We start from the raw sequence: 12435 nt of genomic DNA, 5'->3' as shown, positions 1-12435 counted from the left end.
GTTCGGGAGGGGGCAGACAGACGATCCTAGACGGCCCGCGGCCCCGGTGCCATCCAGTTTGCCGCGCTGCCTCGGACCGGCGTACCCGACCACCTGGAGGCCGGCACGCCCAGCCCCGCGACCGCCCCGGCGTCCTCTCCCACTTCTCCCGTCCCGTAGGGGGAGGCGTAGGGGGTGGCGGGGGCCTCAGTACACCCGGAGGACGACTTCCGGCCCGTCCGGTACGGCCTTTGGGGTGATGTGCCCGGCCCGCCACGGACCTACCGTTGAAGACATGAGCACCGTACACGTCACGGCGCCGCGAGTGCCGAACCAGAAGTCCGCCCCCGCCCGCCCCGCGGGCGCCACCGCCATCGCGGCCACCGGCCCCGGCCGGCACCGCAGCCCGCTGAAGACCGCCGTCCGCAACGTCGGCATCGCCCTCGACACCGCCGCGCGCGTGGTCTTCCTCGGGCGCGACGGCGTCAGGTACTAGGCGTCAGGCCCAGGCGTCAGGCACCGGCCGTCAGAGCACGTCGTCCGCGTCGATGATGCGGTAGGCGTAGCCCTGCTCCGCCAGGAAGCGCTGGCGGTGGGCGGCGAAGTCCTGGTCGACGGTGTCGCGGGCCACCACCGAGTAGAAGTGCGCCGCGTGGCCGTCCGCCTTCGGGCGCAGGACACGGCCCAGGCGCTGGGCCTCCTCCTGGCGGGAGCCGAAGGTGCCGGAGACCTGGATGGCGACGGTCGCCTCCGGCAGGTCGATGGAGAAGTTGGCCACCTTGGAGACCACCAGGACGCTGATCTCCTTGGTGCGGAAGGCCTCGAACAGCTTCTCGCGCTGGGCGTTGCTGGTCTCGCCCTTGATCACCGGGGCGTTCAGGACCTCCCCGAGCTCGTCCAGCTGGTCGATGTACTGGCCGATGATCAGCGTCTGGTCCTTCTCGTGCTTCTTGACCAGTGCCTCCACCACCCGCCGCTTGGTGGCGGTGGTGGCGCAGAAGCGGTAGCGCTCCTCGGGCTCCGCGGTCGCGTAGGCGAGCCGCTCGGAGTCGGTGAGGGTGACCCGGACCTCGCAGCAGTCCGCGGGCGCGATATAGCCCTGCGCCTCGATCTCCTTCCACGGGGCGTCGAAGCGCTTGGGGCCGATGAGCGAGAAGACGTCGCCCTCGCGGCCGTCCTCGCGGACCAGGGTGGCGGTCAGGCCGAGCCGGCGGCGGGCCTGCAGGTCGGCGGTGAACTTGAACACCGGCGCGGGCAGCAGGTGGACCTCGTCGTAGACCACCAGGCCCCAGTTGCGGGCGTCGAACAGCTCCAGGTGGGCGTAGACGCCCTTTCGCTTGGTCGTCATCACCTGGTAGGTCGCGATGGTGACCGGGCGGATCTCCTTCCTGGTGCCGCTGTACTCGCCGATCTCGTCCTCGGTCAGCGTGGTCCGCTTGACCAGCTCGTGCTTCCACTGCCGGGCCGAGACGGTGTTGGTGACCAGGATCAGCGTGGTCGACTTGGCCTCGGCCATCGCGGCCGCGCCGACCAGCGTCTTGCCGGCGCCACAGGGCAGCACCACGACGCCCGAGCCGCCGTGCCAGAAGCCCTCGACCGCCTGCGCCTGGTAGGGGCGCAGCTGCCAGCCGTTCTGGTCCAGCTCGATGGGGTGCGCCTCGCCGTCCACGTAGCCGGCGAAGTCCTCGGCGGGCCAGCCGAGTTTGAGCAGCACCTGCTTGATCTGCCCGCGTTCGGACGGGTGGACGACGACGGTGTCGGGGTCCACCCGGGCGCCGACCAGCGGGATGATCTTCTTGGAGCGCAGCACCTCCTCCAGCACCGGGCGGTCGGTGGTGGTGAGCACCAGGCCGTGGGTGGGGTGCTTGCTGAGCCTGAGCCGCCCGTAGCGCGCCATGGTGTCGGCCACGTCGACCAGCAGCGCGTGCGGCACGGGGTAGCGGGAGTACGTCACCAGGGCGTCGACGACCTGCTCGGCGTCGTGCCCGGCGGCGCGTGCGTTCCACAGCCCGAGCGGGGTCACCCGGTAGGTGTGCACGTGCTCGGGCGCGCGCTCCAGTTCGGCGAACGGCGCGATGGCCCGGCGGCAGTCGGCGGCCTTGGGGTGGTCGATCTCCAGGAGAAGAGTTTTGTCGCTCTGGACGATGAGCGGTCCGTCGTTCACGCGGGGAAGCCCTCCACTGGCTGACAGGTCTGTCGGGACGCAGACCCTCCAGTGTCGCCCATCCGGCGGGAAAGGCGGGAGGCCGCCCTGAGGGGGGCTACTTCCACTCGAACACCTTGGCGGTGTTCTTGCCGTCGGCGCCGGACTCGAACTCGAAGACGCCGGCGGTGCCGTTCAACCGGGAGAACTGCGGGGACGCGGTGGTGAAGTAGACCGAGCCGCGGTACGAGACACCGCCGCCCTCGGTGAAGTGGCCGACGCCGCTGCCGTGCCAGGTGATGGTCTGGCCGTCGGCGGTCATGTCGACGCCCTGGCCCTCACCGAACAGGGTGCCGTCGGCGTGCAGTTCCGACTCGTAGGTGGCGAACTCCGTGACCGGGGTGCCGAGGACCTCCCCGGCGCCCTGGAACGAGACCTCGACCACCGGGCCCTCGCCGCCGGCGAGCACCCGCCGGACGGTGTCCTGGCTCTGTATCTCCGCTATCTGATCGCCGAGCATGGTGACTCCTTCCGCGACCCCCCTCCCCTCCGGACTACGCCGCATCGCCGGAGGCGTCAATCGGAGCGCGGTGACCGGTCCGGGCGTCGCTCGTCAGAGCAGGTCATGAACAAGCCGAAGCGTGCCCTCACCGCTCTCGCCCTCCTCGGTTCGGCCTTCGCCGTGACCGCCTCCTCCGCCGGTTCCGCCCACGCCCTCGCGGGCGTCGGCGAGGGCCCCGGCGGGCTGCTCGCGTCCCCCGCCTTCCTGATCGCCGACCTGGCCGGCGCCCCCGAGCTGCCGGTCGGCAAGGACCAGATCGGCACGCTCGCGGACAAGGCCGTCAAGGAGAAGGTCAAGGAGGCCCGGCAGGGCCACTGATCCGGCGGCTACTCCTCCAGTTCGGCCACGCCGGTGATCCGGTGCAGGGCGAAGGTGCGGAGCTCGTCGGCGTGGTGGTCGAAGGCGGTGACGTAGCCGCCCTCGACCTTGACCGGGTCGATGATCCGCTGGCTGGAGAGCCCTTCGGCGTTGAGGTAGCCGATCCACATCCGTTCGCCCAGCAGGACGGCCGTCTGCAGCGCGGCGAGGGTCTCGGCGGCCGGGGTGCGCGGGAGTTGGCGCGGGTCGGGGGCGGCCTCGCGGCGGACGGCCGTGGCGGCGCGGTCGCCCGCCCGGATGGCCTTGATGGCGGCGGCGAGCAGGGTGTCGTCGGGCGTGGGCGGGCCGTCGGGGACGGGTACGGGGGCCGCGCGCGGCGGGGTGCGGTGGCTGTCCGGCCGGGTGATCAGCACGTCGCCCTCGGCGGACTCGGCCGCGGGCGCGTAGCCCATGCCGCGCAGGGCGGCGAGCAGCACGTCCGGCGTGGCCTGGGCGGCGAGCACGGTCGGGGCGAGCAGGCGCAGCCGCAGGTCGACGGAGCGGCGGTCGGCCAGGACCTCGTTCAGCAGCGCCGGGTCGTCGCAGCGCAGGTACGAGGAGGCGGCGCCGACCCGCAGGATGCCGTGCCTGCGGGCGACGTCGTCGATCAGGTAGCCGAGCGGCTGCGGGACGGGCGTGCGCGAGTGCTGCTCCAGGAAGGTCTGGAGGTCGGCGGCGGTGCGGCCGGCGTCGAGGGCGCGGCGGACCGACGCGGGCGTGAACCGGTAGACGGTGGCGCCGCCCTTGGACTCGATGTCGGCGCAGAGCGCGAGCGCCTGGGCGAGCGGGGTGAGCAGCGGGCCGGGGGCGATCGCGGTGAGGTCCGGCTGGAGGATGACGTGGTCCAGCGGCTGCGGCAGCAGCGGGGCCAGCACCTCGGCCGGGTCGGCCTCGGCGGTGAGCAGTGCGCGGGCGGGGGAGGCGAGGGCGCCGCGGCCGGTGATGCCGAGCAGTTCGGCCTCGGCGAGGGTCCAGGCCGTGAGGTCGTCGCGCAGGTCGCGGCCCTGTCCGGTGGCGGGGGCCTGTCCGGCGGGGGTCTGTCCGGCGGGGCCCTGGCCGGTCGTGGGGGCCTGTCCGGTGGCCGGGCCGCCGCGCAGCGGGCGCTGCCAGTGCAGGGTGGGCAGCAGTTCGTCGGCGGTGGCGGCGGTGCCGGGCGGCAGTTCGGCGAGCAGCGCGAGGGCGCCGCGGCGGACGGAGGGGGCGAGCGTGCGGTCCAGCTCGGGGCCGAGAGCGGCGCGTGCCTTGCCCTTGCCGTCCGGGGTGCCGGTGAGGGCGGGGACGCGGGTGGCGGCGAGCCAGCTGCCGGCCAGCAGCAGCCAGCGGTCGGCGGTGTCCTGCTGGAGCCACCCGTCGTACGCCGGGGTGGGTGCCCAGCGTTCGTCGGCCTCGCCGTCGGGAGCCAGCAGGCCCGAGGTGTAGGCGAGTTCGAGCCAGAAGGCGGTCTGCTGCTCAGTGGTCTCCAGGGCCTGCGCGGTCCGCTTGAGGTCGCGGACGCCGAGGCCGCCGGCGCGCAGGGTGGGCGGCGGGTTGAGGCCCCAGAGGTCGAGCAGCTCCTCGACGATCCGGACGGCGGTGTGGGCCTGCCCGGCGGCCGCCCTGTCCACAACCTGTGGATCACGCGGGGCGGCGGCCGGGGCCGGCTCCGGCTGGACCGGCTCGACCACGCGGTGGGTGCGGCCGCCGCGCAGGTGCAGGGCGAGCTCGCGGGGCAGGACGACGCTGCCGGGGCTGCTGGGCAGCAACAGGCCGCGGGCCAGCAGCCATTCGACCGGGCTCTGCGCGTCCTCGGCGGTGACCGGGCGGGTGGCGTCCGGGACGGTGCCGGTGGGCGGGCCCCAGACCAGGCGGTCCAGCAGCCGCAGCGCCGGTTCGGGGGCGGTGGCGAGCAGGGCGTCGCAGCGGGCGCGGTCGCCGAGCAGCGCGGTGAGCGCGGCGACGGCGGTCACCGGGTCCGGGGTGGCGGGCTGCCCGGCGGAGGCGAGCAGCTGCTGGAGCCGGGCCGGGGACATGCCGGCGGTGGCGTCGGCCAGCGTCGGGCCGAGCCCGGTCCGGCCGGGGTTGGCGGCGGTGGGCGCGAGTGCCTCGCGGGCCGCGATGACCAGGCGCGGCCCGTTCTCCGGCCCCCAGAGCAGGGCGCGGTCACGCAGGGTGGCGAACGCCCGGGGGAGGGCGGCGCCGACGGCGGACCGGTCGGCGGCGGTCAGCGGGGTGGCGCCCGGGTGCGGCTTGACCCGGGCCGGGCCGGTCAGCAGGGCCTTCACGGTGGCCGGGGAGGCGCCGTCCGGGGCGGCGGCCATCGCCTCGGCGACCTGGAGGGTGAAGCGGTCCAGTCGCTCCAGGGCGCGCAGCGCGGAGGCGCGGGAGGAGAGCCGGGCGGCGAGCTGGGTGAGGTCGCCGGGGACGGGGTTGAGCAGGTCGGGGCGGGACCGGAGCAGGGTGGCGAGGTCGTCGTCCGCGCGGCTGCGGAGCTCCTCGGCGAGGGTGCGGGGGCCGGTGGGCGCCTTGCCGGGGCGTTGGGGGCCCTGCTGTGTGGTCATTCGACCTAGGTTAGTCGCGAGGACGGACGGTGGGGACCGGTCGGCGTGGCCCCGGTTCGGGTGGGTACCGTCTGACCGGCGGCCCCACGACGGCCGTTGCGGCACGGGTGAGGCGGGGTTGGGGCGATGGCGGACGGCGAGTGGTGGCGCAAGCGGGGGCCGTGGAGCGGGCCACCGGGGGGTGGTGACGGCGCGGGGGGCGGACCGGGCTCCGGCGACGAGGACAGTGTGTACGCCGAGGGGGCGCCCGCGGTGCCGCCGCGGCCCTCCGCGCCGCCTGCCGGGCCCCCGGCGGACCACCCCGTCGACCGGCCGCCCGCCGTGCGGAGGCCGGCGGCCGCCGACGACCCGGGCTCGCCCTGGGTGTCGCAGCCGATCGCGGATGCGGACGCCGATCCGGATGCCGTGCCGGCGCCGTTCACGGCCGTGAACGCGGGCGACTGGTCGCTCGTGTCGCTCGACTTCTCGGACGGCCCCGGCCCGGCGGTCAAGCCGATCCCCGAGCAGCGGACCGCCGCCGAGGGCGCCCCGGGGGAGGTCCCCGCGCAGACCCCGCCGGCCGAACCGGCCCCCGCGAAGGGCAGGGGAAGAAGGCGCGGGAAGGGCAGGGTGGTGCCCGCGCCGCAGCCTGCCGCGTCCGAAGGCGCCGCCGGGGCCGCCCCGAAGCCGTCCGCGATGGCCGGCCGCCGCCCCTCCCCGCTCCTGCTGCTCGCGGCGGTGACCCTGATCGGCGGCGCGGTCTCCAGCCAGATCGTGGTGATGCTGGTCGGCTGGGGGCTCGGCTACCTGTCCGGCCGACTGACCGACTTCACCCGCAAGGTCGGCATCCTCGGCATCCCGCTGCTGACGATGAGCGGCACCACGCTCTGGTTCTGGGGCCGCGCCCAGGGCCGCTGGGGCGAGGCGCTCCAGCCGGGCCAGCAGGTCGGTCAGGTCACGTGGTCGGCCGCTCCCGGTGTGCTGCGCCTGGCGGCCGTGCTGTCGGCGCTGTTCCTGCTGGCCGTGGCGCTGAAGCGGCGTGCCCAGCCAGGGGGCTGACCCGCGGGGCCGGAAGGCGGCGGGCGACCGGCTCAGCGGTCGGCGATGGTGATCCGGCGGCAGAAGGTCGCGGGCGCGCCGAGGTGCCGGACGATCCAGGCGGCGATGGTGGCCCGGGTGGCGGTGCCCGAGTCCGGGAGCGGAAGCCCGTACGAGACACGGGGGTCGGCGGCGGCCGGTCCGTCCTTGAGCATCGGGGCGCGGACGACGGTCCAGTTCGTTTCGGAGCCGGCCAGCACCGCCTCCATCCGGGTCAGGTCGCGGTGGATCTCCCGGTAGAGCCGGTCGACCACCAGCCGCGTCACCACCCGCTGGGCGAAGGGGAGATGGTCGGTCTCCAGGCCTGCCGAGCCCAGCGCCACCAGGTGCTGCACCCCGCCGGCCCGCGCTGCGGTCACCAGCTCCCGTGCGCCGTCCGAGAAGACGGTGGTGGCTGCCCGGCCGGTGGCGCCGAGCGCCGAGACCACCGCGTCCTGGCCGGCCAACGGCCCCTGGAGGGAGCCGGGTCGGTGGACGTCGGCCTGCGCGATGCGCGGGGTCCCGTGGGCGAACTCCGGTAGTCGGGCGGGTGTGCGGGCCACCGCCGTGACGGTGTGCCCGGCGGCCAGGGCCAGGTCGACGACCAGGCGGCCGGTGCGTCCGGTGGCGCCGACGACGGCGAGCTTCATCGGGTTCCTCCTTGCGGGCGGCCCTCGCGGTCTCCCGGGGTGCGCCCTTGCCGATTCATTCAGACAGGCTGTATGACTGAATCCAGTGAACCACAACAGTGCGGCTCAAGGGAGTGATGGGACATGGGAGTTCAGTACCCCGACCTGACCGGCAAGGTCGTCGTGATCACCGGAGGCAGCCGCGGGATCGGCGCGGAGACCGCCCGGGCGTTCGCCCGGCAGGGCGCGGCCGTCGCCGTCCTCGGCCGGGACGAGGCGGCCCTCGCCGCCGTCGAGGGGGAGCTGCGCGCGTCCGGTGCCGAGGCGCGCGGCCTGGTCGCCGACTGCACCGACGCCGCCGCGCTCGCCCGGGCCGGCGCCCGGATCGAGGAGGAGCTCGGCCCGGTCGGCGTCCTCGCTGCGTTCGCCGGCGGGGACGGCTACCCCGTGCCGACCGTCCGGGAGACCGAAGAGCACTGGCGCGCCGTGCTGGACGCCAACCTCACGGCCACCTTCCTCACCGTCCAGGCCTTCCTGCCACGCCTGTTGCAGCGCGGCAGCGGCTCGGTGATCACCATGGCTTCCACGGCCGGCCGGCTGCCCAGCGGTGCCTCCGCCGCGTACGCCGCCGCCAAGGCGGGGGTGCTGATGTACTCCCGCCACCTCGCCCTGGAGCTGGCGGGTGAGGGCGTCCGGGTCAACGCGATCGCGCCCGGCGCCGTCCGGACCGAGCGGACGGCCGCCGTCATGCCGCCCGAGCTGCAGGCGGCGGTTGCCGCCGCCCACCCGCTCGGCAGGCTCGGCGAACCGGCCGACATCGCGGCGGCCACGCTCTTCCTCGCCTCCACCGCGTCCTCGTGGATCACCGGCCAGACGCTGGACGTCAGCGGCGGCCGGGTCATCGTCTGACGCCCCCGGCCGGGGAGCGGAGGGCTCGCCCGGCCGGGGTTCGGAGCCATCGGGGATACTGCCTGTTCACGAGAGGTCCGACGGCCGTTGCACCGGCGGCGGGACGAGCGAGTGGAGGCGAGCGCGATGAGCCCCCGGTCCTACCGGATGGGACAGCGGCAGGCGGACGTGGACGAGACGCGCGCGCGGATCGTCGCGGCCGCGCGGGGGCAGCTGACCGGGGCGGGCACGCTCTCGCTGGATGCGGTCGCCAAGCGGGCGGACGTCGCGCGCGCCACCGTGTACTACCAGTTCGGCTCCAAGACGGGCCTGCTGGAGGCGGTCTGCGACGCGCTCGCGGCCGAGGGCGGGATGGCGCGGCTCGCCGAGGCGTTCGCCTTGCCCGAGCCCTGGCCGGCGGTGGACCGCTTCGTCGAGGTGATGGGCGGCTTCTGGGCGGTGGACCGGGTCTGTACCCGTCGGCTGCGTGCGCTGGCCGCCCTGGACGAGGAGGTGGGCCGGGTCGTCGGTGCGCGCGACGCCCGCCGCCGTGAGGGTGCCGGGGTGCTGGCCGCCCGGCTCGACGGTGCGCCGCAGGACGCGGCGGCGCTGCTGTTCGTCCTCACCGGTTTCGAGACCTTCGACGCGCTGGCGGGCGAGGTGGCCGGCCCCGAGGGGGACCTGCGGACGGCTGTCCCGGCCGTCATGCGGCTGGTCCGTGGCGCGCTGGGCGGGCCTGCGGCCTGAGGGGTCGCGGGCCCGCCCGGTACGTCTCAGGCCGACGCGGTCGCCGGCGCCCACTGCGGGTCGCGACCGGACGCCGCCAGCGCGCGGTCGAGCGGCGAGGCGTCGGCGGGCACGGCCGCCGGGGCGGCGAAGCCGTCGTACTGGCGGTACATCTCGGCGAGCTCCTCGACCAGCCCGACGGTCGCCACGGCCAGGTCGTCCTCGACCTCGCTCGGCTGGCCGGTGGCGCGGGCGACGTCCCAGGTGTGCACCACCAGCTCCAGGATCAGCATCCGGGCGATGGCCGTCGCGGGCATGGACGACCCGCCCAGGTCCAGGTCGCCCTCCCAGACCGCCGGGTCGGCCCAGGCCGCGACCGCCCGCTCCAGCTGGGCGGCGTAGGCGTCGGCCCACTCCGGGTCGGTGGTGAAGTCGTGTTCGGTCAGGTCCTTCGGGAGCTCCTTGCGCAGGGCCCGGTGCTCCAGGCCGTGGGAGGTGTAGAGCACCCAGTGGTTGACCAGCGTCCGGGTGTCGAACCCGGCGCAGGGGGTGGGCCCGTCCAGCTGTTCGGGACGGACGCCGCGGGCGATGCGCGCGGCTTCCGTGGCGGCGCGAGCCATGAGGGGGTGGAGTGCATGACCGTTCATGGGCCGATCCTGGGCCGGGCGGTGCCGCCGGGTCTTGAAGAAACGCGACGGCTAGCCTGGCGGTGTGAACGCTCCTGATCTCGGCCGCGGGGTCCTCCACCCCGGACGGGCGGCGGGCGTGGTCCACCTGGCCCGGCTGGAGCCCGCCCCCGGGCTGGCGCGCCTGGTCGAGTACTACTGGCTGGTGCGCTGGGACCGCCGCGGCCTGCCCGTCCACGAGCAGAAGGTGCTCTCCCACCCCAACGTCCACCTGGTCTTCGAGGCGCCGCGGGCCGCCGTGTACGGGGTCGACCGGTCGCTGTTCGTCCGCCGGCTGGAGGGGGCCGGGCACGTGCTGGGGGTCAGGTTCCGGCCGGGCGGGTTCCGCCTGCTCACCGGCCGCCCGGCGGCCGGGCTCGCGGACCGGTCGGTGCCGGCGGCCGGGATCTTCGGCCCGGGCACCGACCGGCTCAACGAGGAGGTGTTGTCCGGCGCCCCGGAGCCGGCCGCACTGGTGGACGCCTTCCTGCTCGCGCGGCTGCCCGAGCCCGACCCGGTGGCGGGCCGGCAGGCCGAGCTGGCCGCCGCGATGGTCGAGCGCATCACCGCCTCGCCGGACCTGCACCGCGTGGACGAGCTGGCCGGTGAGTTCGGCGTCACCGTCCGCCGGTTGCAGCGCCTCTTCGCCGAGTACGTCGGCGCCGCCCCCAAGTGGGTGCTGCGGCGGGCCCGTCTGCACGAGGCCGCCCAGCGTGCGGACGGGGGCGCGGACGTGGACTGGGCGGCGCTCGCCGCCGACCTCGGCTATGCCGACCAGGCGCACCTCACCCGCGACTTCACGGCTGCGGTGGGCCTGTCGCCGGCCCGTTACGCGGGCGGCTGACCGGTCGTGGTCCGGTCAGCGCTCGGGCTCGGCCATCAGCGTGGTCAGGAGCCCCGGGAAGGCCTCCTCGAACTCCTCCCGGCGCAGCGCGTTCATCCGCGAGGTACCGACGTGTACTGCCGGATGAGCCCGGCCTCGCGCAGCACGTGGAAGTGGTGGGTGGCGGTGGACTTGCGGACCGGCAACTCGATCGTGCCGCAGGCGAGGTCCTCGGCGGCGGCGTAGACGTCGGCCCGGAGGTGACCGGCTTCGAGCCCGGCCAGGCGGTCAGCGTGGTGCCCGCGTTCTCGATGAACGACTACGGCGTCTACGCCGAGCGAGGGAGCCGTGGGACCGCCGCTCACGCCCCCAGGAACCGTTGCAACTCCGCGAGGACGTAGTTGGCGCCCGTGTAGCCGATGCCCTGGAACCAGAGCTGGTCGTCCACCTCGAAGGCGCGGTGCGCCCTCACGGCCCCGAGGGACTGCCAGGCCGGCATGGCCAGGACGGCGGCGGTGCCGGCCGGGTTGCCGTAGGTGGCGTACACCAGCAGATCGCCGTCGGCCTTGGCGAGTTGGTCGATGGGGATCTCGACGTCGAACTGGTCGGTGTTCTGCGCGTCCGGCCGGCCGAGCTGGACGTCGGCCAGGACGGTGCCGAGGAAGTTCTGCCGGCCGTACAGCCGGATCCCGCCGCCCTCGACGAACCTCACCAGGCTGACCTTCCGGCCCGAGGCCTTGGCGCCGGCGAGGGCCTGGATCACCTGGGAGACGTGCCGTTGGTACGAGCCGACGAACGCCGCCGCCGCCTCCTGGCGGCTGAGGGCCTGGGCGTGCACCTGGAAGTCGCCCTTCCAGGGGGCGCCGGTGGTCTGCGTCAGCACCGTGGGGGCGATCTCGCGGAGCTGGTCGTACCGGGCGCCGTCGCGGGTCTGGTTGGAGAGGATGAGGTCCGGCCGGAGGGCGCGGATCGCCGAGAGGTCCGGGTTGCCGATGTCGCCGACCCGCGTGATCCCGCTGAGCCGGGAGGTGGGCCAGTAGTCGGGGAACCCGGAGTCCAGGGGGGCCAGCGCCGCGCCGACCGGGGTGATGCCGAGGGTGAGCGCGGAGTCGAACTCGGCGGTGTCCAGGGCGACGACGCGCATCGGCGCGCCCGGCACGAGCACCGGCCCCGTCGCGGTGTTCACCGTGACGGGCGGCAGCGGCGTCGGGCTGGGCGTGACGGTGGCCGCCACGGTGTCGGCGGGCGGGGTGGTGTGCCGCGTGCTGCAGCCGGTGAGGGCGGCGGCGCCGAGCCCCGCGAGCAGGGTGCGGCGGGTGGTCGGGGGCATCGGCGGTCCTGGGCGGTGGTGAGCACAAAGGGTGCGTCGATTATGTCCGAATTGCCCGCTAGGCGTCCGCCTTCACCGCCCAGGGCGCGCCCGGCACCACCAACGGAGTGCCGGTCACCGGGTCCGGTACGACCACCGAGTCCAGCCCGAAGACCTCCCGCACCAGCTCCGCCGTCACCACCTCGCCCGGCTCGCCCTGGGCCACGATCCGCCCGTCGCGCATGGCCACCAGGTGGTCCGCGTACCGGGCCGCCTGGTTGAGGTCGTGCAGGACGGCGACCACCGTCCGCCCGCGTTCGACGTTGAGCCGCCGGACCAGGTCCAGCACCTCCACCTGGTGGGCGATGTCCAGGAAGGTGGTCGGCTCGTCCAACAGCAGGATGTCCGTCCCCTGGGCGAGCGCCATCGCGATCCAGGCCCGCTGCCGCTGGCCGCCCGACAGCTCGTCGACGGCCCGCTCGGCCAGTTCGGCCGTGGACGTGCGCTCCAGGGCCTCGGCCACCGCCTGCTCGTCCTCCGCCGACCACTGCTGCCACCAGCTCTGGTGCGGCTGCCGACCGCCAGGCTCAGCAGGACGGCCGCGGCGAGCAGGGCGAGGGCGGCGGCGAGCCACAGTATTCGGCGGCGCAACAGCCGCCGCTTGCCCGGTGCGGTGGCCGGTCGCGCGGTGGTGTCGGTCATGGCTCTCTCTCGCAGATAGCTCAGGTAAACCTAAGTTCCACGGAGAAGGCGCGGCAAAT

General features: G+C 74.9%; 13 protein-coding genes and 1 pseudogene. 6 read left to right on the top strand and 8 right to left on the bottom strand.

All coding sequences use genetic code 11. From position 1 onward, the window contains the following. Positions 1-274: 274 nt before the first annotated feature. A complete protein-coding gene (locus OG286_RS17725) occupies positions 275-475 on the top strand; it encodes a hypothetical protein (protein WP_396324373.1) in 201 nt (66 codons plus the stop codon). 30 nt (positions 476-505) lie between these two features. On the opposite strand, the gene OG286_RS17720 is transcribed toward OG286_RS17725, so the two are convergent. Next, positions 506-2143, bottom strand: a complete 1638-nt coding sequence (locus OG286_RS17720) for a DNA repair helicase XPB (RefSeq protein WP_396324374.1) — start codon at positions 2141-2143, stop codon at positions 506-508. A 97-nt stretch (positions 2144-2240) separates the two neighbouring features. Further along, positions 2241-2642: a hypothetical protein gene (locus OG286_RS17715; protein WP_405360971.1), complete on the bottom strand. Its 402-nt coding sequence runs from the start codon at positions 2640-2642 to the stop codon at positions 2241-2243. A gap of 105 nt (positions 2643-2747) precedes the next feature. On the opposite strand from OG286_RS17715, the gene OG286_RS17710 reads away from it, so the two are divergent. Further along, positions 2748-3002, top strand: coding sequence for a hypothetical protein (locus OG286_RS17710; protein WP_396324376.1), 255 nt, complete (start codon positions 2748-2750; stop codon positions 3000-3002). A gap of 8 nt (positions 3003-3010) precedes the next feature. On the opposite strand, the gene OG286_RS17705 is transcribed toward OG286_RS17710, so the two are convergent. After that, positions 3011-5578 (bottom strand): helicase-associated domain-containing protein, encoded by a 2568-nt coding sequence (locus OG286_RS17705; RefSeq protein ID WP_396324377.1) that lies wholly within the window; start codon positions 5576-5578, stop codon positions 3011-3013. A gap of 126 nt (positions 5579-5704) precedes the next feature. Here OG286_RS17705 and OG286_RS17700 point away from each other — a divergent pair, with 126 nt between their 5' ends. Beyond that, complete coding sequence (locus OG286_RS17700; RefSeq protein WP_405365464.1) at positions 5705-6616, top strand: hypothetical protein; 912 nt, start codon at positions 5705-5707, stop codon at positions 6614-6616. A gap of 32 nt (positions 6617-6648) precedes the next feature. On the opposite strand, the gene OG286_RS17695 is transcribed toward OG286_RS17700, so the two are convergent. Next, complete coding sequence (locus tag OG286_RS17695; RefSeq protein WP_405360976.1) at positions 6649-7284, bottom strand: NAD(P)-dependent oxidoreductase; 636 nt, start codon at positions 7282-7284, stop codon at positions 6649-6651. A 123-nt stretch (positions 7285-7407) separates the two neighbouring features. Here OG286_RS17695 and OG286_RS17690 point away from each other — a divergent pair, with 123 nt between their 5' ends. Together OG286_RS17690 and OG286_RS17685 are read left to right on the top strand one after the other, a co-directional pair. Next, complete coding sequence (locus OG286_RS17690; RefSeq protein WP_396324380.1) at positions 7408-8172, top strand: SDR family NAD(P)-dependent oxidoreductase; 765 nt, start codon at positions 7408-7410, stop codon at positions 8170-8172. Positions 8173-8298: 126 nt separating this feature from the next. Then, positions 8299-8898 carry a TetR/AcrR family transcriptional regulator gene (locus OG286_RS17685; RefSeq protein ID WP_405360978.1) on the top strand — a complete coding sequence of 200 codons (600 nt, stop codon included), beginning with the start codon at positions 8299-8301 and terminating at the stop codon, positions 8896-8898. A gap of 26 nt (positions 8899-8924) precedes the next feature. Here OG286_RS17685 and OG286_RS17680 read toward each other — a convergent pair whose 3' ends face one another. After that, a complete protein-coding gene (locus tag OG286_RS17680) occupies positions 8925-9524 on the bottom strand; it encodes a TIGR03086 family metal-binding protein (protein ID WP_405365462.1) in 600 nt (199 codons plus the stop codon). Between the two features lie 64 nt (positions 9525-9588). On the opposite strand from OG286_RS17680, the gene OG286_RS17675 reads away from it, so the two are divergent. Next, positions 9589-10386, top strand: coding sequence for a DUF6597 domain-containing transcriptional factor (locus OG286_RS17675; protein ID WP_405360982.1), 798 nt, complete (start codon positions 9589-9591; stop codon positions 10384-10386). 92 nt (positions 10387-10478) lie between these two features. Here OG286_RS17675 and OG286_RS17670 read toward each other — a convergent pair whose 3' ends face one another. From OG286_RS17670 to OG286_RS17660, 3 genes and pseudogenes are all read right to left on the bottom strand, one after another. After that, entirely contained in the window at positions 10479-10730 is a 252-nt protein-coding gene (locus OG286_RS17670; protein ID WP_405360984.1) for a hypothetical protein, read from the bottom strand. Further along, positions 10727-11695, bottom strand: coding sequence for an ABC transporter substrate-binding protein (locus OG286_RS17665; RefSeq protein ID WP_405360986.1), 969 nt, complete (start codon positions 11693-11695; stop codon positions 10727-10729). Before OG286_RS17665 ends, OG286_RS17670 begins: the two co-directional genes overlap by 4 nt. A 58-nt stretch (positions 11696-11753) precedes the next feature. Beyond that, positions 11754-12305, bottom strand: a pseudogene (locus tag OG286_RS17660) (ABC transporter ATP-binding protein); the annotation flags it as partial. Positions 12306-12435 lie beyond the last annotated feature (130 nt).

Origin of the sequence: Kitasatospora sp. NBC_00039 (genome assembly GCF_045160625.1) — a bacterium.
In the GTDB taxonomy this organism is placed as follows: domain Bacteria; phylum Actinomycetota; class Actinomycetes; order Streptomycetales; family Streptomycetaceae; genus Kitasatospora.
Note: the sequence above shows the minus strand (reverse complement) of the source record. Positions and strands in the feature narration are given on the sequence as shown.